We start from the raw sequence: 23,413 nt of genomic DNA, 5'->3' as shown, positions 1-23,413 counted from the left end.
CTTACTTGCTCAGACCCACGATCAACTGGTTCGGGTACGGCGGGTAGGCGGACAGGTAGAAGTTCTGCACCTTCGACCCGTGCAGGAACGCGTTGCGCGCGTAGATCAGCGGCACGACCGGCGAGTCCTGCATGATCTGCTTGTCCACCGCGCCCCACATCCCGGCGGCCTTGCCCAGGTCCGACTCGGCCGTCGCCGCCGCGATCGCGGAGTCGACCGCCGGGTTCGAGTAGCGGGAGATGTTGTACCCGCCGTTGCCGATCTCCGACGACGCGAACAGCGGCTGGATGTTGCCGATCGCGCTCGGGAAGTCCGGCAGCCAGCTGGACACGGTCAGGTCGAAGTCCGGCTTGTTCCCGGTGATCAGGTCGGTCAGCGGCTCGGTGTCGAGCGGCTTGATGGTGACCGTGATCCCGGCCCGCTTCAGGCCCTGCTGGATCGCCTGCGCCACCGGGAGGCCGGTCGCGGTCGTGTTGTCGGCGACCAGCACCAGGTTGAGGTTGCTGACGCCGGCGGCCGCGAGCATCTGCTTGGCCTTCTCCGGGTCACCCTGCGGGGGCGCCGGGAACAGGTCGAACTTGTTGAAGCCGTCGATGCCCGGCGTGATCAGGGTCGTGGCGAGCTCACCGCCGTACTCCGGACCGCCCTCGGCGACCTGGACGGCCTGCTTGTCGACGGCGAACTGGATCGCCTTGCGGACCTCGGGGTTGGCGAGCGCGGGGCGCTTCATGTTCATCGCCAGGTACTCCAGGGCGCCCGACGGCGATGTGGCCACGCGGGCCTTGACGGCCGGATTGCCGGTGACCGTCGGGATCAGTGCGGCCGGCACGGAGGTGCCGGTGGTGGCCGCGAACTTGTCGTCGCCGGCGTCGGCGATCAGGCGCTGGTTCACCACGTCGGGCTGCAGGCCCATGTCGAACTCGATGGAGTCCGGCAGACCGGTGCGAGCCTGGTCGGTCGACTTGTCCCAGCCCGGGTTGCGCTCCAGCTCGAGCTTCGAGCCGGGGGCGTACGACTTCACCTGGTACGGACCGCTGGCGACCGGCTTCTCACCGTAGTGCGCCGGGTCGGTGTCGGCCTTCTTCGGCACCGGCGAGAACGCCGGCATGCTGACGATCCACGGCCAGTCGCCGAACGGCTTGTTCAGCTTGAAGACGAGCGTGGTGTCGTCCGGCGTCTGGACCGAGGCCAGGTCGCCACCCTTGTAGGGGCCGGTGTACTTGTCCCCGCCGACCAGCAGCGACTTGTGGTAGCCGAGGCCACCGGACAGCTCCGGCGCGAACGACCGCTCGATGCCGTACTTGATGTCGGCGGCAACGATCGGCGACCCGTCGGCGTACTTGAGGCCCGGCTTGAGCTTGTAGGTCCAGGTCTTGCCGCCGTCGCTGACCTGACCGGTGTCGGTGGCCAGGTCGGGAACCAGTTGCGCCGCTTTGCCCTGCTCGGTCTTCCACGAGGTCAGGCCGCGCAGCACCAGGTGGATCGTGCTGATCCCCAGGTTCTGGCTCTTGGCCGGGTCGAGGTTGATCTCCTTGCTCGTGGTGAGCACGTGCCAGGTGCCGCCCTGCTCCGCGGCCGCGGTGCTGCCGCCACTGGGGGCGGACTTGTCGTTGGCGTTGCAGGCGGCCGCCGCCAGCACCAACGCGGCCGCTACCGCGACCGCTCGGGTTATATGTTTCATCATGTCCTCTCAGGAGGTGGGGGCTCAGGGAAGTAGCAGGCGGCCCGGTGTTCGGTGCTGCCCTGGACGGGCTCGAGCACCGGTCGTCGGGTGGCGCACACGTCCTCCGCCTTGTAACAGCGGGTCCGGAACGGGCAGCCCGACGGAGGCGCGATCGGCGTCGGGACGTCGCCGGTCAGCACGATCCGGTCCCGCTCGACGCCCGGCTCGGGCACCGGGACCGCGGACAGCAAGGCCTTCGTGTAGGGATGGGCCGGCGCCGAGTACACCTGGTCGGCCGGACCTTCCTCGACGATCGTGCCGAGGTACATGACGGCCAGCCGGCTCGCTACCTGGCGTACGACGGCCAGGTCGTGGGCGACCAGCACGTAGGACAGGCCGAGCTCGTCGCGAAGGTCGGCGAGCAGGTTCAGCACCTGGGCCTGCACCGACACGTCGAGGGCGGACACCGGCTCGTCGCAGACCAGCAGATCGGGCTTCACGGACAACGCCCGCGCGATCCCGATCCGCTGCCGCTGACCGCCGGAGAACTCGTGCGGATAGCGGTCGAGGTGCTCCTCGGACAGCCCGACCTGATGCAGCAACTCGACGAGCTGCGCCCTGGTCGGCCGGATCCCTTGGGCGCGGAACGGCGTACTCAGGATGGTGCCGACCGACTGCCGCGGGTTCAGCGACGCCTGCGGGTCCTGGAACACCATCTGGATCTTGCGCCGGACCGGCCGGAGCTTGCGGCCGCGGACCTTGGTGACGTCCGCACCGCCGATCTCGACGGTGCCCTGGGTCGGGTCCAGGAGCCGGGTCGCCACTCGGGCCAGTGTGGACTTGCCGGAGCCGGACTCGCCGACCAGACCGACCGTCTCGCCCTTGCGTACGACGAAGTTCACCCCGTCGACGGCCTTGACTGCCTGGGCCTTGCGCCACGGCACGCCGCGGAGACCGAAGTACTTCTTGACGTTCTTGAGGTGGAGCAGCTCGTCACTCACGTGCTGTGTCGTCATGATATGGCCTCAGGCCGCCGACCCAGATGGCAGGCGGCTTCGTGATCGCCCTCGCCGGGTCGCGGCGTGAGCTCGGGCCGCTCGGTGATGCAGCGTTCGCCAACCAGGTGGGTGTAGGCGCACCGCGGCTGGAACGGGCACCCGGTCTTGATCGAGCCGGGCGACGGCGGGGTGCCGGGGATCGTGGTCAGCCGCGGCTGCGGCGGTACGTCGACTCGCGGCATGGCACCGAGCAGACCCAGGCTGTACGGATGCGCGGCCCGGAAGAACAGGTCGCGGACCGTGCCCCGCTCGGCCGCGCGACCGGCGTACATGACCAGAACGTCGTCGGCGACCTCCGCGACCACTCCGAGGTCGTGCGAGATCAGGACGAGCGCAGTACCGAACTCCTTCTGGACGTCGTCCAGGAGGCGCATGATCTGTGCCTGCACGGTCACATCGAGTGCGGTCGTCGGCTCGTCCGCGATCAGCACCCTCGGGTCGTTCACCAGAGCCATAGCAATCACGACCCGCTGCCGCATTCCCCCGGAGAACTCGTGCGGATAACTGTCCGCCCGCCGGGCGGCGTCCGGGATGCCGACCTTGTCCAGCATCTCGACCGCTCGCCGGTTGGCCACCTTCTTCGACACGTCGTGGTGCAGCCGGTACGCCTCGGCGACCTGCCAGCCGACGCTGTAGTACGGGTTCAGCGCGGACAGCGCGTCCTGGAACACGAGCGCGATGTCGTTGCCGCGGATCTTGCGGAGGTCGTCGTTCGGGAGGCCGATCAGCTCCCGGCCGTCCAGCAGCACCTCGCCGGTGATGGCGGCGTTCGACGGCAGCAGGCCCATGACCGCGGCGGAGCTGACGCTCTTGCCGGAGCCGGACTCGCCGACGATCGCGAGCGTCTCGCCGGGCGCGACCGAGAAGTCGATGCCGTCGACGGCCGGGACGAGACCGCCCTCGGTCGTGAACGTGACGTGCAGGTCGTGCACTTCCAGCACCGGCTCAGCCATGGCTCACCCTCGGGTCGAGCACACCGTGCACCACGTCCACCACCAGATTCGCCAGGATGATCAGGAAGGCCGCGAACAGCGTCACGCCGACGACAACGGCCACGTCCAACTGGGCGACCGAGCTGATCAGCAGCTCGCCGAGGCCCTGCATGCTGAACACCTTCTCGGTGACGATCGCGCCGCCGAGCAGGGCACCGAGGTCCAGACCGAACAGCGTCACGATCGGCACGAGTATGCCGCGCAACCCGTGCGTCACGACCACGCGTGCTTGGCCCGCGCCCTTCGCCCGGGCGGTGGTGATGTAGTCGAGGTTCATTTCCTCGAGCATCTGCGCACGGGTGAGCCGGACGTACGCCGCCGCCTGCAGGGTGGCGAGGACGATCCACGGCGTGATCAGGTGCCAGGCCCAGTCGACCGGGCTCTCGGTGAACGGGACGTAACCGTTGACCGGGACCATGTTCAGCCAGAACCCGAAGACCAGGATCGCCAGCAGCCCGAGCAGGAACGATGGCATCGACACTCCGATCAGCGCGAAGCCGATCGACAGCCGGTCGAGCAGCCGGCCGCGGTTGAGGGCGGCGACCACGCCGAGTGACACCCCGACGAGCAGCCACAGCACGGCAGCGCCGAGGGCGAGCGACGCGGTGACCGGCAGCCGGTCGAGGATCAGCGTGGTGACCGGACGGGCCAGCGGGAACGAGTACCCGAAACACGGTGCGTCGCAGTGCACGACCGCCGTACCTTCGCCGTACGTCCGGCCGGCGAAGATGCCCTTGAGGAAGCTCAAGTACTGCTGAAGGGTGCTCTGGTCGAGCTGCATGAAGTGCCGGGCCTGCTCGAGACGGTCCGGCGTACAGGGCTTGCCACAGGCCAGGCGGGCCGGGTCGGCCGGGATCGCGTAGAAGACCAGGTAGACGGCCAGGCTGAGCGCGAGCATCACGAGCAACGCCGCGAACAGCCGGCGGAGGACGAACCAGGTGACGCCGGCCATCTCAGCGCTCCCTCCGCAGCCGGACGTCGAACGCGTCGCGGACGCCGTCGCCGAGCAGTGTGAAGCCGAGGACGGCGAGGAACAGCGCGAACCCCGGGAACACCAGGAACCACGGGTCCGCGCCGGTGTAGACCCAGGCGATCGAATCGGAGATGGACCGGCCGAGGCTCGGTGTCGGCGGTGGTACGCCGACGCCGAGGAAGGACAGTGCGGCCTCGGCCGTGATGTAGCCGGGGATGGCCAGCGTCGCGATCACCAGCACCGGGCCGAGCAGGTTCGGGAGCAGCTCACGAGTGATCACATGCCATCCCGTCGAGCCGACGCTACGGGCCGCCTCGACGAACTCGCGGGCGACCAGGGACTTGGACTGGTTGCGGATCAGCCGGGCCAGGCCGGCCCAGCCGAACACGCTGAGCACCAGGATCAGCAGCAGCCAGCGCGGGAAGGCGGCCGGGACAATGATGCCCAGGGCAATCATGAAGACGAGCTGTGGGAAACCGAACAGGAAGTCCAGCACCCGGGACACGATCGAGTCGTACCAGCCGCCGAAGTAGGCCGCGCTGATGCCGACCAGCGTGCCGACCACCGTGGTGATCGCCGTGACCACGATCGCGATGAACAGCGAGGTGCGCAGTCCGAGGACCACGATCGCGAACAGATCGCGGCCGGTGAGCGGCTCCACGCCGAACCAATGGTCGGCGCTCACCCCGCCGAGCGCGCCTTTCGGGGCGTTGCCGCGGGCCGGATCGAGCAGGTCGATGTGGTACGTGTAAGCGTCCTGCCCGGATAGCTTGACCAGCAACGGCGCTGCGGCCGCGACCAGGATCAGCACGGCGACGAGCACGAAGCCCACCCGCGCACTGCGATCCCGCCGTACCCGGCGCAACGCCTGCCGGGTCGGCGAAACGGTCCCGGCGACCGAGGAACTCACAAGCACTCCCGACAGGTTCGATTCACGCAGCCGACAAACGCTAGGCCGCATCCTCCCACCACCTCAGTCCCATCCCGAATCCTGAGAATCCCACCTCACGAACTCCACATTCGGATAGCTGGTCTGGCTCGGTTACCCTCCGCACGTGGACAGCGAGGTGCGAGTCGGTGACCGAGTGGTGCGGTACTCCGTCTATGGCTCTGTGGATGGATCGCCGGCGATGTCGTTCGGGGGTTCGCCCAGCACTCGGTGGAAACGGCCGGACGCCGTCCGGGCGATCTCGCAGTCGGGGTTATGGATGGTGATCCCGGACCGCCCCGGGTACGGCGGCTCCACGCGGCAACCAGGTCGCACAGTCGCTTCAGTAGTCGAAGACGCTCGTGCGCTGGCCGACTCGCTCGGCTGGGACCGCTTCGCCGTCACCGGTGGATCCGGCCGCGGCCCGCACGCCCTGGCCTGCGCCGCCCTACTTCCCGACCGCGTGACCAGGTGTGCCGTGACTGGCAGCAACGCACCACCAATCGTCGACGACCCCGAGCCAACCGACGACGACGACGCTGCCGACCCCCGCCGCAACCGCACCTCCTGGCTCGCGGCCCGCGGCGAACACCACCTCCGGCCGCTGCTCGAGGACACCGCCCGGCGGATCATGGCGGGCATCGAGGCCGGCGGACCCGAGATCCCGCCCGACCCGCACTCCCCCGGCCCGTCCGCCCCGCCCGCGCGTGACGACCCGTCGGCGATGGCACGTCTCACCGCCACCTTCGTCACCAGCCATGACGGCTGGGTCGACGACCACGTCGCCTTCGCTCGTGACTGGGGATTCCTTTTAGGTGACCTCCGCGTGCCGGTGAGCATTTGGTACGGCTCTGCCGACGAGCGCGCCGCCAAGTACGCCGACATCCTGGCCAGCGAGATCCCCCACGCAGAGCGCATCCCCTACACCGGCGGCCACATCCCGCCGCCGGCCGCCTACCGTGACCTCTTGCGCTGGGTGGGCGGGAGACTGGGGGGATGAGTCCGGTGGATGTTGCGCGGCGGCTTGTGGAGGAAGAGTTTCCGGGTGCTCGGGCGGCGTGGCTTGGGGGCAGTGTGGTGCGGGGCGATGCGTCGCCTACGTCCGACCTGGACATCACCGTGCTGCTCGACGGGCCGCCGGCGCCGATGCGGAAGTCGCTCGTGTACGGCGGGTGGCCGGTGGAGTTGTTCGTGCACACCGAGAAGTCGCTGGCGTACTTCTCCGGCAAGGACCAGGAACGGCGCCAGCCCACGATGATGCGGCTCGTCGGCGAGTCCGTCGTACTGCTGGACACCGATGGGTCCGGTGTGCGCCTCCAAGAGAGCTGCCGCGCGGAGGTGGCGGCCGGGCCTACCCCACTCAACACCGCAGAGCTCGACCTCCTCCGCTACACGATCACCAACCTGCTGGACGACCTGTCCGACGCCTCCGGTGACGAACGCACCGCCATCGCCTCGGTCCTCTGGCAAGACGCCGCTCGCTTGTTGCTGACCGGAGCCCGCCACTGGTCCGGCACCGGCAAGGGCCTCCTGCGAGAAGTCGTCGCCTACGACTCCACGCATGACACCGACCACGCCCGGGCTCTGATGCAGGGCGTCAGGGCCGACGACGACAGCCTGGTCGAGGAGGTCGACCGCATCCTCGCTGTGTACGGCGGCAGACTCTTCGCCGGCTTCGAGCTGGCCGCGACTCCTGAGTCCGGCTGACTTGCTGGCCGAACCAGCCAGGTTCGATGTTGAACCCGATGCCTGGGATGCATGGGATCCGCAGGCCATCGCCGAGTTGCTCGGTGGGATCCGTGCGCGCTGGTTCGTGGTGGGTGGGTGGGCGCTGGACCTGTTCCACGGGCGGCAGACCCGCGAGCACGAGGATCTGGAGATCGCGACGCCGATGTGGGACTTCGACCTGATCCGCGAGCGGTCGGCGGGTGCTGGCCGGGCTGAGCGAGGTGACCGAGGCGACGCGGGCGGTGGTTACGAGTTCTTCGTCGCGGGCCGAGAGGGCATCTGGCCCGTCGACGGCGCCGGCCCGGCGTGCTTCGAGTATCAGCAAACGATGGTTCGCGATCCGTCGTCCGGGAAACGGCGGGCCGATGTGATGCGGATTCCCGACGACGGTGCCAACTGGATCTGTTCGCCCGACCGCAGCATCCATTGTCCGTACGACGATGCGGTCGCGGTCACGCCGGACGGCGTACCGTACTTGCGCCCGGAGAAGGTGCTGCTGTTCAAGGGCCTGCAGACCCGGCCGAAGGATCAGGCGGACTTCGAGGCCGCCGCTCCGTTCCTGAGCACGGAGTCTCGGAGGTGGCTGGCCGCCGCCCTTGCCCACGCGAAGGGCGACGACCGTGCGTGGATCCCAGCACTCACCTGAGGATCGCACTCGGCGTCACGGAGTACGACGCACCGAACCGGCATCGACCACGTCCGCGGACTGTTCGCCGCCGGATGGTGTACCTGGGATGCCGAGCCGTACTCAGCACGTCGACTGGATTCTCGATCAGCACGATGGCCGGCTGTCTGGATCGGCGTGCACCCGGTGGGTGCCGGTGGGGTCGACGTGGAATGTGAAGCCGTGGGGTGTAGTCCATTCCAGAGTCTGGTGGTCGAGGCGGCGGACGGTCCATCCGTGGGCGTGAGTCTTGACCCGGTGACCGAAGCGGCCGAGGGGCGCGAGGTTCAGGGTGCTGGTCTGACCCGGTGGGCCGAGCGGGTCGTAGGGCTGGATGTGGTCCAGGTCCATGCCGCGGTGGGTCTCTTGGGTGCCGAACGGGAACAACTCGACCGGGTGGGTGAGTTTGACGCGTTCGCGGATCCGGTCGGGGATCTCGTAGGCGTCGACACTGACGGCATCGTTGAGGTCGATGACCGGCTTCACGGTGTACGGGCCGTGGCCGATGAGGTCGGCCAACTGGTCGGCGAGCAGCGGCCCGATGTGTTCGGCGCGCAGGACGCCGGTGCCGGTGGCCAGGGTGTGGTCGGTGAGGTGAACGTAGATCTGGGTCTGGCCCGGACGCACCCGTCCGCCGGCACGGTCGGGACTACCGTCGCGGTCGGCGCCGGCTCGGGTGGCGTGGGTGGTGTAGGCGTCGTGCTTGATCTGGGCCAGGCGGGCGTGCAGGGCGCGGCGGGCGGCGGCGTTCAGTGGTTCGCCGTCGTCGGGGTCGAGGTGTAGGCCGGGGTCGGAGGGGTCGAAGGGTTCGATCGGCACGGTGTCGGGGGTGTCGAGGGGGTCGGGCAGGGCGCTGCTACTCGGGTGGGGTGCGTCGCGGTCGGCCTCGTCGTCCGGGCCGGGCTCGTCGCGGATGCCGGTCCGGTTGCCGGTCCGGTCCTCATCACCCCACCGCGATGCCGAGCCCGCGCCGGGCATCCCGCTCGCCCCCGCGGGAGCGATGCCGTGGCCCGAGTCGACCTGGTGGTCGGTACGAGCCCGGGCCAGGTCGGTGGTGGTCGCGTGAGGACGGTCGTCGTCACCGGCCTCTGGGCACCCGGCGCCCCGGTGGCTCGCACCCGGACGGCTCGTGCTCACCGGCCCCGCGGCGTCCGGGGTCGTCGTGTCCGACCCCGCGGAGTCCGGGGCCGTCGTGTCCGACCCCGCGGAGTCCGGGGCCGTCGTGTCCGACCCCGCGGAGTCCGGGGCCGTCGTGTCCGACCCCGCGGAGTCCGGGGCCGTCGTGTCCGACCCCGCGGAGTCCGGGGCCGTCGTGTCCGACCCCGCGGAGTCCGGGGCCGTCGTGTCCGACCCCGCGGAGTCCGGGGCCGTGGTGCCCGGGGCTGGGGTGTCTTGTGCTGGGGTGGTGAGGTGGTGGTTGCGGGCCTGGGTGAGGAGTTCTTGGGTGTAGCGGGGGTCGGCGATGATCCCGACCGCGTCCGCGCGGCGATGCTGGACCGGGCGGGTGTCGCCGAAGGTCTTCAACGCCTCGGCGATCGCGTCGAGGGTCGCCTTGGTCCGGATCACTGCACCGGCGGCGGCCTTGATGTACATGGTCTTGGTGCCGTGCTCATCCGCGCGGCCGACGAACACACCCCGTTCGCGGGCCTTCTCGGCGGCCTCGGCCCGCGCCAAATCGGCATCGGCGTGCATCTTCGCGGCCTTCACGATCTTGTCCAACCGGTACGGGGTGATCGAATCGATCAGGGGTGCGATCCGCTGGTCGACATAGGCAGCGGCGTCCGCGGACAGCTTCACGCAGTCGGCCACGATCCGGCACGCCTTCCACGCGGTCGCCTCACCGGCCAGGACCCGCGCCCAGGTGAACGGGAACCGGTGCCGCAACGCCAACGCCTGCCCCAGGTAGTCCGCGGCGACCCGGGGTGAGATCCCCAGCACCACCGCGAACTCCGCGACCGCGAACTCCAAGACCTCCGGACACCCGTCACCACCCAAAACCACCGCCCGTTCCCGGCCGTCGCAGCCACGGCGGCCCGGCCGGGCCGGGCACGCGTCAGGGTGAAAGCGATCGGCATAGACCAAGGCGACCTCCAGGACCCGGACATCGGCCCGGACACCGACGGCACGCCACTCGACGGCCGACTCCAGCAGGTCGGCCGTCGACAGCATCGCCAGATCTCCTTCGAACATGTGTTCGATAGTACGCACTGCCGCTGGGCCGCTGCAAATCGACGAAACCCCGAAACCCCTTATCCACAAGGGAAAACATCACACAACGATCGACCGAGGAAAGATGTACTCTCAAGCGGAGGCGGCCAGGGCCGGGAGTACGTCGCATACGAGCTTCCGCGTCCTCCTTGGTGTAGTTGCCGCTGATCTGGCCACGCAGGACAACCGTCATTCCGCCTCGATGAGGTCCCAGCGGCGTTTGGGGAGGAGGCGGACGGCGAGGACTGCTGCTGCGGCACCCACGAGGAAGCCGGGGATCGTCCAGCGCCAGCCGGTGAACGTTCCGGGGGACGCGGCTTGGGCTGTTGCCGGCCGCTGTGCAGCGGCGGACGGTTGCTCCGCTGAGGGCTCAGAAGCCGGCGCCGGAAGGTAATCGAGGGTGGTCGGGCCTCCGTCGAAGGTTTGGCCGTGCAGGAGCTTGAGTGCGTCGAGGAGCTTGATGAGAGCGGCGCCGTCGGTGGCGAGGTGCCACGTCGGCGTCTCAGGCATGCTGCCGGTCGTCAGCGACTCGGTGGTCGCGATCCACGGTCCACCGGGTGCGTCGGGGTAGATGATGTCGATCCGCCAGACCGACATGTCGTGGATCAGCCACGTCGCCCGGACGAAGTGACCCGACGCATGCTCCTCGACGTTGCCCGCACTCCCCGCGCTGGTCGACCCGCCGTTCTCGGTCACCCGTTGGAGTTCGCCGTACGCCGGATCCTCGTAGCCGACGGCAACCACATGCGGTGGCGCGCTGAGGATGACGCTGGTCGGGCCGCCCGCGTGCGCGGGGGTGGCGCCGAGAGCGGCGACGGCGAGCAGGGTGGCGAGCAATGCGAGCGTACGGCGGACCATGGCGGCTCTCCCTGAAGACGAGGACTCACCCCGGATACACCGCCGCCGGCTAGGAGGTTCCGCTCGCCAGCTCGACGGCTTTGGCCTCCTGGACCCCTTCGAGGCGGAAGGTGACTCCGTCGTGCACCCAGACCAGCGTGGGGCCGGCGACGCGTACGACCCGCTCCGCGCCGTTCGCGTCCTCCAGCACGAGCTCATGCGGCGTCTTGAACCAGTAGCCGTCGATCCCAGGCACATATTCAAGGCTCGCGTAGTACTTCTTGATGTACCTCATCGACATCTGCGCCTGGAACTGCTCCAGCCGAACGCCGTCCCAGCTCATCGCCACGAATCCCTTCGACGCCTCGACACCGACCGGAGCGCCCAGGTCCTTCGGCTTCGCAAGCTTGAAACCGGCGACTCGCTCGGCCTCGTCCAGCGACAGGTGCCCTGGCACTCCAGGCACCGGTGGTGCGGTGCTCGGTCCGGTGCCGACCGGCTGGGCCTGCACTCCCCCGATGTTCAGCCACTCCGCGACGGTCGCGCGTACTGGCGATGTCAGCGCCGCACCGGCAACCAGCACGAGCAATCCGGCCACGAACGCGCGCCAGCGGTCCCGCAGTCGCCTCCGCACGGGCAGATCGGCCACGCGGGACAGCACTGCGGCGGTCAGGTCCTCAGCCACCGGAGGTACGACGGCAGAACGTCCGAGGACTCGCAGTTCCTCGTCCAAGTTCATCGCTGCACCTCCTTGTCGGGTAGTGAGTCCCGCAGACGCCCCAGTGCGCGGTGCAGCCGGGACTTGACCGTTCCGCGCGGCCAGCCGAGCACTACCGCCGTCTCCTGCTCGTCCAGGTCCAACAGATAGCGGCAGGTCACCACGAGCCGCATCGGGTCGGGCAGCGCGCGTACTGCGGCCAGCAGCTCGGTCCGCCGTTCCAGCGACACCGCCTCATCCGCTGGATCCAGTACGACGTCCAGCGGCGCGGCCAGCCCCTCACGACGAGACCGGCGGCCGCGGGACCGCACTGCATTGCGTGTCTCGTTCGCGACGATCCGCAGCAGCCACGGACGGAACGCCGACCCGGGCCGGAAGCCCCCGAGCGCCCGATACGCCTTGACGAACGCCTCCTGGACTACGTCGTCCGCATCCGCGCCTGCTCCGAGGAACACCGCCGTACGCTTCGCCACCGAGGCATGCCGCAGCACCAACTCGCCGTACGCGGCCGATTCCCCACCACGCACCCGAGCCAGAATCTCCGCCTCGTCAGCCTGACTGATCGCGCCTCCTGGTCAACTTCCTGACATTGTGACTACACCGCGGGTGATCGCCGGGTTCCCGTGTATAGGGTCGGGTTGTGCCTGAAGTCGATGCGACCTTCCTCGCCCTTCCCCGTCACGAGCTCGCCGAGGCCGCGCTGCAGCGTGCCCGCGACCTCGGTGCCACCTTCGCCGAGTTCCGCCTGGAGCGGATCCGGTCCGAGTCGATCGCCCTGCGCGACAGCGTGCTGGAGAGCGCCACGGACGACGAGGACCTCGGCCTCGCAGTGCGCGTGATCCATGACGGCACCTGGGGGTTCGCCGCTGGTGTCGCGCTCACCGAGGACGAGGCGGTCCAGGTCGCCGAGCAGGCGGTGAACATGGCCCAGGTGTCCCGGCCGATCAACGCCGAGCCGATCGAGCTCGCCGACGAGCCGGTGTACGACGACGTCACCTGGGTGTCGTCGTACGAGATCGACCCGTTCAGCGTCCCGCGGGCCGAGAAGGTCGCGTTGCTCACCGACTACAGCGACCGGCTGCTGAAGGCCGAGGGTGTCGCGCACGTGAGCGTCCACGTCGCCACCGTCCACGAGGGCAAGTTCTACGCGAACTCCGAAGGGACGTCCTTCACCCAGCAGCGGGTCCGGATCGGCCCGGACATCACCGCCCACGCCGTCCAGGCCGACCGGTTCGACTCGATGTCCAGCGTCGCGCCGCCGGCCGGCCGCGGCTGGGAGTACATGACCGGCACGGGGTGGAACTGGGACGAGGAGCTCGCCCAGATCCCCGGCTGGCTGGCCGAGAAGATGGCCGCGCCGAGCGTCGAGGCCGGCACCTACGACCTGGTCATCGACCCGACCAACCTCTGGCTCACCATCCACGAGTCGATCGGCCACGCCACCGAGCTGGACCGCGCTCTCGGCTACGAGGCGAACTACGCCGGCACCAGCTTCGCGACCACGGACAAGCTCGGCACGCTGAAGTACGGCTCGCCGGTCATGCACGTCACCGGCGACCGCACGGCCGAGCACGGCCTGTCCACGGTCGGCTACGACGACGAGGGTGTCGCCGGACAGCAGTGGGACCTGGTCAAGGACGGCGTACTGGTCGGATACCAGGTCGACCGCCGGATGGCGAAGGTCAACGAGGACCTGCTCGGTACGCCGCGCTCCAACGGCTGTGCGTACGCCGACTCGTCCGGCCACATCCCGATCCAGCGGATGGCCAACGTCTCCCTGCAGCCCGCCGCGGACGGCCCGTCCACCGAGGAGCTGATCAGCCGGGTCAAGAACGGCATCTACATCGTCGGCGACAAGTCCTGGTCGATCGACATGCAGCGGTACAACTTCCAGTTCACCGGGCAGCGGTTCTACAAGATCACCGACGGCAAGCTCGACGGCCAGCTGCGCGACGTGGCCTACCAGGCGACCACCACCGACTTCTGGGGGTCCATGGAGGCGGTCGGCGGCCCGCAGACGCACGTCCTCGGTGGGGCGCTGAACTGCGGCAAGGCCCAGCCCGCGCAGTCCGGTGCAGTCAGTCATGGTTGCCCGTCCGCCTTGTTCCGCAGCGTCCGCATTCTCAACACCACGCAGGAGGCCGGCCGGTGACGACCGCCATTCAGCTCACCCCGCAGGACACGATCGAGCGGGGCCTCGCCCTGGCCGCGGCCGAGGGCGCCGACGGCTGTGTCGTCATCGTCGCGGAGACCTCCAGCGCCAACCTGCGCTGGGCGAACAACACCCTCACCACCAACGGCGCGATGCGCGGCACCAGCGTGACCGTGATCGCCACGGTCGGTGCCGGCGAGGGTACGGCGGCCGGGGTGGTCGGCCGCTCGTCGGTCACGGAGGCGTCGCTGCGCGAGGTCGTCTCGGCCGCCGTCGCGACCGCCCGCGCGTCCAGCCCGGCCGAGGACGCCCGCCCACTCGTCGACGGCACCGCCGACGCGGACTGGGACGCGGAGGCGGAGGAAACATCGGTCAACGTCTACTCGAAGTTCGCTCCCGCTCTCGGTGAGACGCTGCAGCGGGCGACCAAGGAGGGCCGCTGGCTCTACGGGTTCGCCGACCACGAGGTCGTCACCCTGTACGTCGGTTCGTCCGCCGGACTGCGATTGCGTCAGGCGCTCCCCCGCGGGCACGTCACCGCGACCGGCAAGTCGGGTGACCTGAGCCAGTCGGCCTGGGTCGGTGCGGCCACCCGCGACTTCGCCGACATCGACGCGCTGGCGCTCGACGCCGAGCTCACCCGCCGGCTGGGCTGGGCGACGCGGACCGTCTCGGTCGAGCCGGGCCGGCATGCGACCGTGCTCCCGCCGGCCGCCGTCGCGGACCTGATGACGTACCTGTACTGGCAGCTGGACGGGCGCGAGGCCGTCGAGGGACGCACCGTCTTCTCCAAGCCGGCGGGCGGCACGCGGCTCGGTGACACGCTGTCGTCGCAGCCGGTGCACCTGGTGTCGGACCCGCAGTTGCCCGGTCTCGAAACCTTCCCGTTCGCGGTAGCCCGGTCATCCGGCGGATCCTCGAGCGTCTTCGACAACGGGCTGACGCTGACCGCGACGGACTGGATCCGCGACGGCAAGCTCGAGCACCTGATGACCAGCCGGCACACAGCCGCGCTGATCGAGGCTCCGGCCGCGACACCGGCGATCGACAACTACGTGCTGTCCGTCGACGGCGCCTCCGGATCGACCGACGACCTGGTCGCCGGGCTCGAGCACGGACTGTTGCTGACCTGCCTGTGGTACATCCGGATGGTCGACCCGCAGACGTCGCTGCTCACCGGACTGACCCGCGATGGGGTCTACCTGGTCGAGAACGGCGAGGTGACCGGTGCCGTGAACAACTTCCGCTTCAACGAGAGCCCGGTCGACCTGCTCGCCCGTTTCACCACCGCGGGGGCCACGGTCCCGTCGTTCTCGCGGGAGTGGGGCGACTACTTCTCCCGGACAGCGACGCCGCCGCTGCTGGTCCCGGACTTCAACATGTCGAGCGTCAGCCAGGCCAGCTGAGACGCGAACGCCCCGCGAGTAGCTCGCGGGGCGTTCTGCGTGTCTGGTGTCAGACAGTCGGGTAGCCCGGCTCGGCAGGGCCGGCACCCGGCTGGCCGAAGCGCTCGGCCGCCTTCGGGTCCGGACCGTACTGGTTGTCACCGGCCCCACCCTCCTGGGCTGCCAGCACGATGAACCAGATCCAGCCGATGCAGGGGATCAGGTTGATCAGGATCCACCAGCCGCTGCGGTTGGTGTCGTGCATGCGCCGGATCGCCACACCGATCGTCGGCAGCAGCACCGCAAGGCTGTAGAGCGACGAGAGGACGCCGCCGCCGTTGGCGTAGTCGGTGCCGATGATCCTGTCCACCAAGCCCAAGATCAGCGAGGCGATGATGCTGAAGAGCACGAAAAACCAGTACTCTTTGCGCCGGGCCCGGCCACTGAACACGGCGTACTTCTTGAGAACGTCGATGTACCACTGCATTGCTGATTCTCCGTTGGTCGAAGGTGAGACGCGGACAGAGCCTGTCGGAACTGGTCGGGTTCGTCAATGCAGGTTTTCGCTTTGGTGACCACACCGCAATCTCCCGCGCCGGGGCTAGAGCCAACTTCACCTTTTCGGAATCGGCCGTCAGCTAGAGCCGGCTTCAGCTCGCCGGCTTGGTCAGCGTGACGCGCCACAGCCGCCGCCGGCCTTCGTCGTACGGCGTCGCGTCGCCGAACTCCCACTGATCGGCCAGCTCGGCCACCAACTGCTCGTCGAAGAACCGCCCGACGAAACCGTCGTGCACGGACAGGCCGCCGTCCAGTTGCTGCCAATTCCCCGAACACGGGTCCGCCACCGACCACACGGCGTACACGAAAAGTCCGCCAGGACAGAGCACACGGTGGATCTCGGCGACCAGGGATCGCAGTTCGGCCCGGGAGAACGCCATGTTCAGCAGGAGATTCGCGAACACCGCGTTGACCGTGGCGTCGGCGGGCGGCAGCGGATCGCGGACGTCGTGCAGCGCGGCCGTGACGCGGTCGTCCAGGCCCTCACGCTGCGCTTCCAGGCGCAGCTGGTCGAGGGCCGACTCGCTGAAGTCGGTCGCGTGCACGCTGAAACCCTGTCTGGCCAGGAAAAGCGCGTCGCGACCATGCCCGGCGCCGAGCTCGAGCACGTCATCGATGCCTGCGGCACCGAACGCCTCGGCCGTCCATTGCGCGGCGGCCGACGGCTCCGATCCGTGCAGTTGCGGATGGTGTGCGTACGCCGTCTGCCAACGTTCCTGCTGAGCTCTCGCGAGCTCGACGTGTCCAGTCTTCATGTTGCTCCCCGTGTTCGTCACGCCGGTCTGGACGACCGGCAGACCGCAGCAGCCTACGTCACAAGTTGAGTAGACGTACTCACGCAGGCATCCGTTCCTCATCGGGATAGTGAAGTGAGCCTCAGGAGGACGCGATGCCGACCGCCGCAATCACCTGCCCGACGTGCCACACTCCGCTGCAGCTCAACATCGAGCCCGTGCAGCCTGTGCAACCCGCTCCGCAGCCTCAGTTCCCGGCGCCTCCGCCCGTGTACGCGCCGCCCCCGGCGGCGTATCCGGCACCTCCGCCCGCGCGTCCAGCGCCTCCGCCCCGGGCAGTCGCCACTCCGAAACCCGCACCGGTCGCAGCTCGAACGACCAAGCCCACCCACAAGGCGCGACACCTGAGTCCACAGGGCACTTTGCTGAGCCTCGGCGTACTGCTGCTCCTCGCGGCCGGTGTCACCTTCCTGGCCGTCAACTGGGACAGCCTTCCCGTCTCCCTGCAGGCCGGCATCATCGGCTCCCTGGCCACCCTCGCCTTCGCGGGCTCCGTCCCCGCCAGCCGCCACTCCCTGGCCGGCACCGCCGAGGCCCTCGCGATTCTCGGCTGCGGCCTGCTCACGGTCGATCTGTACGGCGTCCGCGCCCTGAGCCTCGGCTCACTGGATGGCATCGACTGGTTCACCTACAGCGCGATCGTCTTCGGAGCCCTTGCCCTGATCAACCTCCTGATGACGCGGATGGCACCGAAGGTCGTCACGTACGGTGTCACCACCATCATCGCCGGTCAGCTTCCGCTGGCGCTGGTCCTGGTCGACCGCACCAGCCTCCCGGTGCTGCTCGCCGCTCTCCTGGCCCAGGTGGTCGTCACGCTGATCCTGTCGGCCAAGGGCACCCCGATCGTCCGTCGTACCGGCGCGATCACCTCGGCCGTGGTCTTCTGCGGCATCCTGCTCGCCGGCATGACCCGAACCTTCGTCGGCCTGCTCGCGACGTACTCCGACGACGCCTACCCCGACATCATCGGCCCGGTCCCCACGCACGCGGAGCTGCTGAAGACGATCGCGACGACCGCCGTCGTCTGTCTCGCCGCCGCTACCGGCCTGGTCATCCTCCGCAAGCGCCCGCTGCCTGCCTCGGTCCAGTGGGGACTCGGCGAGGCCGTGTGCACCGCCGCGGCTGGGTTCGCCGTCGCCACCTGCCTCCCGCAGATCCCCGGACCTGGCCGCTGGCTACCACCGGCGTCCTCACCGTCCTGGGGATCACGAAGATCGTGCTGGCCCGTCGAACCGGCAAGCTCGCCCTCATCCTGCACGTCGCCATCATCACCGTCGCCGCGGTCGACCTCCTCTTCTGCCTGGCGCGGGACGACATCCGGCAACTCGGTTTCCTCGCCGCGATCGTCGCCGTACTGGCCGTCTTCGCCGCTGTGCGCAAGGTGGTCGACGCGGTCCCGGCCGCGGGAGTCGCCTCGCTTGCCGCGCAGATAGCGATCCTGCTGTTCGCCGGCGACGAGTACATCGGTCTCTGGGCCGCCGCGGTCAGCCTCGCGCTCGTCGGCGCGGCCGGCATCGGACTCGCCTGCCGGTACGTCGGTCAGCCGCTGGAACGGGTGTTGATGAGTACTGCGGCGCTGGCTGTCCTGCTCGCGCAACTCACGGCCCTGATGGTGACCGCCACCGAGACGGCGACCGGTGTCGTACTGACCATCGCGGCGGCACCATTGATTGCCTATGGCATGAATCCGGCCCGGCGGATCGGACTACTGGTCGCCGGCCTGCTGCTGATCATCGCCAACACAGCCTTCGTCGTCGCGTCCGGCGCAACCACGGTCGAGTGGTTCACGATCCCGCCGGCGGTCGTCATGCTCGCGATCGGCGTACTGGCCTGGCGCAACGAATCCAGCTGGGTCTACCTCGGCCCCGGCCTGCTGATCGGACTGGTTCCTTCCGCCTTGCTTGCCGATAGCAACGATAACTGGATCCGGGTGACCCTGGTCGTCGCCGCCGCACTCGCGGTCATCATGGTGGGTGTCTACGGCGGCCTCCAGGCCCCCTTCGTCATCGGCGCCGCGGTCCTCGCCAAGATCGGCGTCTGGCAGTTCCTCGAGGTCGCCCCGCTGATCCCCCGCTGGATCACCCTCGGCGCCGCCGGCGCCATCCTCCTCACCGTCGGCGCCACCTACGAGCGCCGCCTCACCCAGGCCAAACAGGCCGCCCGGTGGGTCACCGCCCTGCGGTGACGCGCGCGCTCGGTTTCCCGGATGGCCTGCTGGTCCGCATACTTGGTTCGAGGAGAATCACGACCCGGGGGCCGGATGACGAACCGCAGCGACAAGCAGACCGCGGATGTGCTGCTGCTTGCCAGCGTGCTCGAAAAACTCCGCACCCATGACGGCCTCACCACCGCTCGACTGCACGCCGGCCGGTCCGGCATCGCGGCACCGCTGATGGAGCTCGCGGCCACCCGCCGGTTCGCCTCGGTCCATGAGCTCGACCCTGCGTCGGCCGCGTTCGACCTGGTCGCCACCTGCGTCGGCGACGACCTGAACGGCACCCAGCAGATCGTCGCCGACGCGATCCTGGCCCTCGGCCTGCATACAGACACCTACACACGCGCCGGGATCGAGGAGCGCATCACCCTCGCGCTCTACAGCACCTCCCTGGGCCGCCGCCGCGAGACCCTCCTCAACCACTGGCACCGCCTCCACCAGGCCCTCGGCCACCAGCCCGGCGAAGCCCCCAGCGACCGAGCTCTCCGCGGCACAACCGAGCCCACCGTACTCCGGGAACTCGCCAACCAACTCATCCGCCGGGACATCTACTCCGTCGGCTCGAAGACCGTCGCGATGCTCGACGCCGCCCCGACCGCCGACACTCCACGGAAAGGCCGCGTGATCGTCGTCGGCGGCGCGGTCATGGACGCGACGTTCCGCATCAAGGCGCTGCCGGCTCCCGAGACGTCGAGTGAGGCGTACGGCTTCGACCTCTCCCCCGGCGGCAAGGCGCTGACTCAGGCGGTCGCGGTTGCTCGGCTCGGTCTGCACACCTCCCTGATCGCTGCGGTCACCGACGACCGCTTCGGCGAGGAGATCCTGCAGCACCTGCGCGACGAGGGTGTCGACACGTCCCTGGTCAAACGCGTCCGCGGCCGCCGTACGCCGTTCACCGGCGTCTTCGAACGAGAGCTCGGCGACAGCATCGCGGTCAACTGGCGCAACCAGGCCGAGGTGTTCCTGGAGCCCGAGGACATGGACGAGCGGTACGACCACCTGGCCGGCTGCGACGCGTTGCTGATGACTTTCGAGGTCCCGCGGGACACGATGCAGCAAACGCTCGCATTGGCCCATCGCACCCCAGCCAGTCGGCCACTGGTGATCGTGACGCCGGGACAGCCGTACGTCGACGAACGCATCTCGCGGGATGCCTTCCCGCGGATCGACTACCTGGTGGCCCACCCCTGGGAGCTCGGCCACTTCGCGTCGCAGGGCCTCAGCCCGTTCGACCCGGACCCAGTCGCGCGGAACCTGCTCGCCTTCGGAGTGGAGACCCTCTGCCTGCTGGTCAACGGCGGATGCACGGTCTACTCCGGCCCTGCCCACGAGGTGCTCAGCGTGCCGATCATCCCGTCGATCTACAAGGAGTCGGCCGCCTCGCGTGACGCGTTCTGCGCGGCGCTGGCGGCCAGGCTGATCGACAACGACCGGAAGTTCACCGGCGAGGTGGCGCTGTGGGCGGCCGCCGCGATGTCCTGCGCGTCCGCCGACTTCCCGCTGTCCAACTCGATGCCCGACCGCAAGCGCATCGACGCGCTGCTGTCCCGCTCGCCGTTCACGGTGACCGGCGGTGGTCTGGGCTAGCGCCGGAGGCGGCGCTGGTTCTCGAGCGGGACGGGCTCGGTGATGCCGCGGAGGCGGCAGCAGTAGATCACCGAGTCCAGCAGCTTGGCGCGGCTTTGCTCGAAGCGGCCGCCGGGGTTGGCGCGACGCAGTTCGGCCAGGTTTGCGCCGCCGTACCGGGTCCGGAGCTGGCGCGGGCTGGCGTAGATGCCGTCCACATACAGATACGGCCGCGCCTCGATCGACATCCACTGCTGCCAGTTGGCGGCCCGGTAGCTGGATCCGACGAATCCGAGATTCGGGTCGACCGCGGTGGTCAGCAGTTGTACGCCGGGAATCTCGCGCCGGATCACCTGCCGGACTTTCGACAGCAGATACGAGATCGCATTCACCGGAGCGACGTCGAACGAATACACCCGGGACACGTCCCAGGCCGCGCCGAGCGGTACGCCGAACTGCGCCTGCAACTGCTTGCCGACCCGCATCCATTCCAACGGGGAAACACTGCAGAGCGTCACCGGCAGCTTGTTCACCGGGTCCACGAGCGCGAAGTTCACCGAGCCCGCACGGGCGCTGCGCAGGTAATGCAGACGACTGAAGATCTGGTCGGCATCGGTACTCCCTAGCCGCACGAAACGCAAATCGGCGAGCTCGTACTTGTCTTTCGGAATGAGGTCTTCTATCGCCTGCTGATCGCGCTGCAGACGGGCCGCGTTGCGATTCAGCTCGGCAATCACCGCATTGCGCCCGATGGTCCCGTTCGGCCGCGCCAGCCGGGGCAGATGCAGCAGCGTGCGCACGCTCAGCGCGCGGCTCGGGACGTCGTGTCGCTGCACGGCGTCGAGCAGCAGGTCGGCGAACCCCGGCGCATGCCTTCGGCAATCGTCGAGCGAGAGCCTGGCTGCCGGGGAGTGGACGACTGCTGGAACTGGAGGCGGTGGGACGTCCGCCTTAGCCGCCGGGCCGGCGGCGCTGATCACCACACCCGAAATGCTAGCGGACGGCTGCCATGTCCTCGCAACTTCCCAACCAGACGAGTTTTGGCGGCGTGTTGTGCCACTTCCTGCCAGTTGGCAGGCCGGGTCTGCCAACTGGCGCAAAGCGATACCGGGAAAGCCGCCAGCGTATCAACGCCGCCTGCCAAAGCCTTGGTGCGCGTCGGCGCGAGGTTGCCAAAATCATGTCCGGACAAAGAAAGTCGTGCCAATCTATCTGGATTGACAACCGATTGTCGCGGCGTTCACTGAAAGCGTAACCAGTAACGCCGAGCCGCCGCCCAACTCTAACCAGTGAGCGGCGAAAGACAAGAACTCAAGGGAAGTGAATCGAAGGAAAAGAGGAAACGCCATGCCTCCCAACGAATTCGTCGCGACCGTTGTCGTGCTGGCCAGTGCGGTGCTCTTGATCTCCTTCTGGAAACAGATTCTGTTCATTCTGCTCTTCGGGGTGGTCATGGTCTTCTGCTTCGGCCTGTACAACGTCGCCACCGCCATGGGGCACTGACCGCAGCATCCCCGCAGTACCCCTCGACACCCGCCCGGGACTCCCCCGGGCGGGTATTTTCCGTAGGCTCGCAGACGTGAGTGACTCCGCCGCGGATCTCAGCCTGACCGAGGTGCTCCCGTTATTGGGGCAGCGCAAACTCTCCGCGCGTGAACTCGTCGAGGATTGCCTGCGCCGGATCGAGTTGTCCGAATCATCGGTTCGCGCATTCGTCACCCGCACTCCCGACCTCGCGCTGGAAGCGGCCGACCGCGCCGACCAGGCCCGGGTGAAGGGCGAGCCGGTCGGCCCACTGGCCGGCGTACCCGTCGCGGTGAAGGACGTGTTCCTCACCAAGGGCGTGCTCACCACCGCGGGCAGCCAGGTCCTCGCCAACTACGTCCCGGCCGAGAACGCCGCCGTCTGGGAGCGCCTGTCGGCGGCCGGCGCCGGGTTGCTCGGCAAGACCACGACCCACGAGTTCGCCTACGGTACGGCGTCGACACCGACGGCCAACCCGTGGGACGTACGCCGTACGCCTGGTGGGTCGTCCGGCGGATCAGCGGCCGCGCTCGCCGGCCGGATGGTCCCGATTGCCACCGGCACGGACACCGGCGGCTCGCTCCGCATCCCGGCCGCCGCGTGCGGCGTCTGCACCCTCCGCAGCGCCCGCGGCCGCATCTCCCGGTACGGCGTGATCCCGCTGAGTCCGTCGTTCGACGTGGCGGGTCCGATGGCTCGGCGGATGCTCGACATCTCGATCCTGATGCACGTGCTGGCCGGACACGACCCGCGCGACCCGGCGACACGGAACGAGCCGATCCCGTCGTACCCGCTCGAGCCGCCGACCGATCTGAGCGGCATACGCATCGGTCTGCCGACCAAGATGTCCTGGCAGCAGGTCGACGATCGAATCGCTGCGGTCTGCCGGGACGCACTCGACCTATTGGTCGCCCGCGGCGCTCAGCTGGTCGAGATCGGCAACCCCCCGAACGCCAAGACGGTCCTCGAGAAGTCCACCGGCGTCTTCGACACGATCAACGAGAGCGAAGCCCACCAGATCCACGACGCCCTGGTCCCCCACAGCCACCTCTACACACCCCAGGTCCGCGAACGCGTCCGCAAAGGCGAACGCATCAGCCCCGAACGCTACGCCGAAGCCCTGCGCCTGAGAGATCAGTGGACCCACGACTGGCGCGAGATCATGACCACCCACCGTCTCGACGCCATCGCCCACCCCACCATCGACGCCGCCCCGCCCCTGATCGACCACACCCGCCCACCCAAAGGCCCCCGCATCCGCCTCTCCGTCCCCTGGTCCATCGCCGACTTCCCCGCTCTCAACGTCCCCGCCGGCTTCGACATCCGAGGCCTCCCCGTAGGCCTCTCCCTAGCCACCATTCCCGAACGCGAAGCCAACCTCCTAGCCCTAGGCATCCGCATAGACGAAGACCTCCACCTCTGGCGCCACGGCCCCCCAACCGGCGTTTAG

At 68.9% G+C, this 23,413-nt stretch carries 22 protein-coding genes; 10 read left to right on the top strand and 12 right to left on the bottom strand.

What is annotated here, in order from left to right; all coding sequences use genetic code 11:
• Position 1 precedes the first annotated feature (1 nt).
• Genes OG558_RS31090 through OG558_RS31070 form a run of 5 tightly spaced genes read right to left on the bottom strand, consistent with a single transcriptional unit; the run spans position 2 to position 5,596 of the window.
• On the bottom strand, positions 2 to 1,684 hold the full coding sequence (locus OG558_RS31090) for an ABC transporter substrate-binding protein (RefSeq protein WP_405066154.1): 1,683 nt from the start codon (positions 1,682 to 1,684) through the stop codon (positions 2 to 4).
• Complete coding sequence (locus OG558_RS31085) at positions 1,681 to 2,679, bottom strand: ABC transporter ATP-binding protein (RefSeq protein WP_405066153.1); 999 nt, start codon at positions 2,677 to 2,679, stop codon at positions 1,681 to 1,683. Before OG558_RS31085 ends, OG558_RS31090 begins: the two co-directional genes overlap by 4 nt.
• Positions 2,676 to 3,674, bottom strand: coding sequence for an ABC transporter ATP-binding protein (locus OG558_RS31080; RefSeq protein WP_405066152.1), 999 nt, complete (start codon positions 3,672 to 3,674; stop codon positions 2,676 to 2,678). The genes OG558_RS31085 and OG558_RS31080 overlap by 4 nt, the downstream gene beginning before the upstream one ends.
• Complete coding sequence (locus tag OG558_RS31075; protein WP_329478481.1) at positions 3,667 to 4,665, bottom strand: ABC transporter permease; 999 nt, start codon at positions 4,663 to 4,665, stop codon at positions 3,667 to 3,669. Before OG558_RS31075 ends, OG558_RS31080 begins: the two co-directional genes overlap by 8 nt.
• A 1-nt stretch (position 4,666) precedes the next feature.
• Positions 4,667 to 5,596, bottom strand: coding sequence for an ABC transporter permease (locus OG558_RS31070; RefSeq protein ID WP_329478483.1), 930 nt, complete (start codon positions 5,594 to 5,596; stop codon positions 4,667 to 4,669).
• Between the two features lie 145 nt (positions 5,597 to 5,741).
• Between OG558_RS31070 and OG558_RS31065 the strand changes: the two genes are divergently transcribed.
• From OG558_RS31065 to OG558_RS31055, 3 genes are read left to right on the top strand one after another with little or no spacing between them, the layout of a single operon-like run.
• Positions 5,742 to 6,614 (top strand): alpha/beta fold hydrolase, encoded by an 873-nt coding sequence (locus OG558_RS31065; RefSeq protein ID WP_405066151.1) that lies wholly within the window; start codon positions 5,742 to 5,744, stop codon positions 6,612 to 6,614.
• Positions 6,611 to 7,321, top strand: coding sequence for a nucleotidyltransferase domain-containing protein (locus tag OG558_RS31060; RefSeq protein ID WP_405066150.1), 711 nt, complete (start codon positions 6,611 to 6,613; stop codon positions 7,319 to 7,321). The genes OG558_RS31065 and OG558_RS31060 overlap by 4 nt, the downstream gene beginning before the upstream one ends.
• 1 nt (position 7,322) lies before the next feature.
• Positions 7,323 to 7,988 carry a nucleotidyltransferase domain-containing protein gene (locus OG558_RS31055; protein ID WP_405066149.1) on the top strand — a complete coding sequence of 222 codons (666 nt, stop codon included), beginning with the start codon at positions 7,323 to 7,325 and terminating at the stop codon, positions 7,986 to 7,988.
• A gap of 126 nt (positions 7,989 to 8,114) precedes the next feature.
• On the opposite strand, the gene OG558_RS31050 is transcribed toward OG558_RS31055, so the two are convergent.
• The 4 genes from OG558_RS31050 to OG558_RS31035 form a co-directional block, all read right to left on the bottom strand.
• Positions 8,115 to 10,196 (bottom strand): hypothetical protein, encoded by a 2,082-nt coding sequence (locus OG558_RS31050; protein ID WP_405066148.1) that lies wholly within the window; start codon positions 10,194 to 10,196, stop codon positions 8,115 to 8,117.
• 207 nt (positions 10,197 to 10,403) lie between these two features.
• A complete protein-coding gene (locus tag OG558_RS31045) occupies positions 10,404 to 11,072 on the bottom strand; it encodes a hypothetical protein (protein WP_405066147.1) in 669 nt (222 codons plus the stop codon).
• Positions 11,073 to 11,121: 49 nt separating this feature from the next.
• Positions 11,122 to 11,790 carry a hypothetical protein gene (locus OG558_RS31040; protein ID WP_405066146.1) on the bottom strand — a complete coding sequence of 223 codons (669 nt, stop codon included), beginning with the start codon at positions 11,788 to 11,790 and terminating at the stop codon, positions 11,122 to 11,124.
• Positions 11,787 to 12,296: an RNA polymerase sigma factor gene (locus OG558_RS31035; RefSeq protein ID WP_405066145.1), complete on the bottom strand. Its 510-nt coding sequence runs from the start codon at positions 12,294 to 12,296 to the stop codon at positions 11,787 to 11,789. Before OG558_RS31035 ends, OG558_RS31040 begins: the two co-directional genes overlap by 4 nt.
• A gap of 113 nt (positions 12,297 to 12,409) precedes the next feature.
• Between OG558_RS31035 and OG558_RS31030 the strand changes: the two genes are divergently transcribed.
• The gene (locus OG558_RS31030; RefSeq protein ID WP_405066144.1) at positions 12,410 to 13,921 is read left to right on the top strand and encodes a TldD/PmbA family protein; all 1,512 of its coding nucleotides are present in this window, start codon (positions 12,410 to 12,412) and stop codon (positions 13,919 to 13,921) included.
• On the top strand, positions 13,918 to 15,327 hold the full coding sequence (locus OG558_RS31025) for a metallopeptidase TldD-related protein (RefSeq protein ID WP_405066143.1): 1,410 nt from the start codon (positions 13,918 to 13,920) through the stop codon (positions 15,325 to 15,327). Before OG558_RS31030 ends, OG558_RS31025 begins: the two co-directional genes overlap by 4 nt.
• Before the next feature lie 49 nt (positions 15,328 to 15,376).
• Here OG558_RS31025 and OG558_RS31020 read toward each other — a convergent pair whose 3' ends face one another.
• Positions 15,377 to 15,793, bottom strand: a complete 417-nt coding sequence (locus OG558_RS31020) for a DUF805 domain-containing protein (RefSeq protein WP_405066142.1) — start codon at positions 15,791 to 15,793, stop codon at positions 15,377 to 15,379.
• A gap of 163 nt (positions 15,794 to 15,956) precedes the next feature.
• Positions 15,957 to 16,619 (bottom strand): class I SAM-dependent methyltransferase, encoded by a 663-nt coding sequence (locus tag OG558_RS31015; protein ID WP_405066141.1) that lies wholly within the window; start codon positions 16,617 to 16,619, stop codon positions 15,957 to 15,959.
• 134 nt (positions 16,620 to 16,753) lie between these two features.
• On the opposite strand from OG558_RS31015, the gene OG558_RS31010 reads away from it, so the two are divergent.
• From OG558_RS31010 to OG558_RS31000, 3 genes are all read left to right on the top strand, one after another.
• Entirely contained in the window at positions 16,754 to 18,091 is a 1,338-nt protein-coding gene (locus OG558_RS31010) for a DUF2157 domain-containing protein (protein WP_405066140.1), read from the top strand.
• Complete coding sequence (locus OG558_RS31005; protein ID WP_405066139.1) at positions 18,040 to 18,843, top strand: SCO7613 C-terminal domain-containing membrane protein; 804 nt, start codon at positions 18,040 to 18,042, stop codon at positions 18,841 to 18,843. Before OG558_RS31010 ends, OG558_RS31005 begins: the two co-directional genes overlap by 52 nt.
• Before the next feature lie 75 nt (positions 18,844 to 18,918).
• Positions 18,919 to 20,460 carry a carbohydrate kinase family protein gene (locus tag OG558_RS31000; protein WP_405066138.1) on the top strand — a complete coding sequence of 514 codons (1,542 nt, stop codon included), beginning with the start codon at positions 18,919 to 18,921 and terminating at the stop codon, positions 20,458 to 20,460.
• Here the strand turns inward: OG558_RS31000 and OG558_RS30995 are convergent.
• Entirely contained in the window at positions 20,457 to 21,422 is a 966-nt protein-coding gene (locus tag OG558_RS30995) for a hypothetical protein (RefSeq protein ID WP_405066137.1), read from the bottom strand. The genes OG558_RS31000 and OG558_RS30995 overlap by 4 nt on opposite strands.
• A gap of 364 nt (positions 21,423 to 21,786) precedes the next feature.
• Here OG558_RS30995 and OG558_RS30990 point away from each other — a divergent pair, with 364 nt between their 5' ends.
• Both OG558_RS30990 and OG558_RS30985 read left to right on the top strand, forming a co-directional pair.
• Positions 21,787 to 21,942, top strand: a complete 156-nt coding sequence (locus tag OG558_RS30990; RefSeq protein ID WP_328521459.1) for a hypothetical protein — start codon at positions 21,787 to 21,789, stop codon at positions 21,940 to 21,942.
• Between the two features lie 76 nt (positions 21,943 to 22,018).
• On the top strand, positions 22,019 to 23,413 hold the full coding sequence (locus OG558_RS30985; protein WP_405066136.1) for an amidase: 1,395 nt from the start codon (positions 22,019 to 22,021) through the stop codon (positions 23,411 to 23,413).

This window comes from Kribbella sp. NBC_01510, assembly GCF_045040325.1.
In the GTDB taxonomy this organism is placed as follows: Bacteria; Actinomycetota; Actinomycetes; order Propionibacteriales; family Kribbellaceae; genus Kribbella.
The sequence above is the reverse complement of the archived record's forward strand: the minus strand, read 5'-3'. Positions and strand labels throughout refer to the sequence as shown.

Coding starts and splice junctions, on each gene's coding strand:
- OG558_RS31045 (WP_405066147.1), bottom strand. CDS start 11,072: ATGGTCCGCCGTACGCTCGCATTGCTCGCCACCCTGCTCGCCGTCGCC.
- OG558_RS31010 (WP_405066140.1), top strand. CDS start 16,754: ATGCCGACCGCCGCAATCACCTGCCCGACGTGCCACACTCCGCTGCAG.
- OG558_RS31000 (WP_405066138.1), top strand. CDS start 18,919: ATGACGAACCGCAGCGACAAGCAGACCGCGGATGTGCTGCTGCTTGCC.
- OG558_RS31060 (WP_405066150.1), top strand. CDS start 6,611: ATGAGTCCGGTGGATGTTGCGCGGCGGCTTGTGGAGGAAGAGTTTCCG.
- OG558_RS31015 (WP_405066141.1), bottom strand. CDS start 16,619: ATGAAGACTGGACACGTCGAGCTCGCGAGAGCTCAGCAGGAACGTTGG.
- OG558_RS31090 (WP_405066154.1), bottom strand. CDS start 1,684: ATGATGAAACATATAACCCGAGCGGTCGCGGTAGCGGCCGCGTTGGTG.
- OG558_RS31040 (WP_405066146.1), bottom strand. CDS start 11,790: ATGAACTTGGACGAGGAACTGCGAGTCCTCGGACGTTCTGCCGTCGTA.
- OG558_RS31020 (WP_405066142.1), bottom strand. CDS start 15,793: ATGCAGTGGTACATCGACGTTCTCAAGAAGTACGCCGTGTTCAGTGGC.
- OG558_RS31075 (WP_329478481.1), bottom strand. CDS start 4,665: ATGGCCGGCGTCACCTGGTTCGTCCTCCGCCGGCTGTTCGCGGCGTTG.
- OG558_RS31085 (WP_405066153.1), bottom strand. CDS start 2,679: ATGACGACACAGCACGTGAGTGACGAGCTGCTCCACCTCAAGAACGTC.
- OG558_RS31050 (WP_405066148.1), bottom strand. CDS start 10,196: ATGTTCGAAGGAGATCTGGCGATGCTGTCGACGGCCGACCTGCTGGAG.
- OG558_RS30990 (WP_328521459.1), top strand. CDS start 21,787: ATGCCTCCCAACGAATTCGTCGCGACCGTTGTCGTGCTGGCCAGTGCG.
- OG558_RS31080 (WP_405066152.1), bottom strand. CDS start 3,674: ATGGCTGAGCCGGTGCTGGAAGTGCACGACCTGCACGTCACGTTCACG.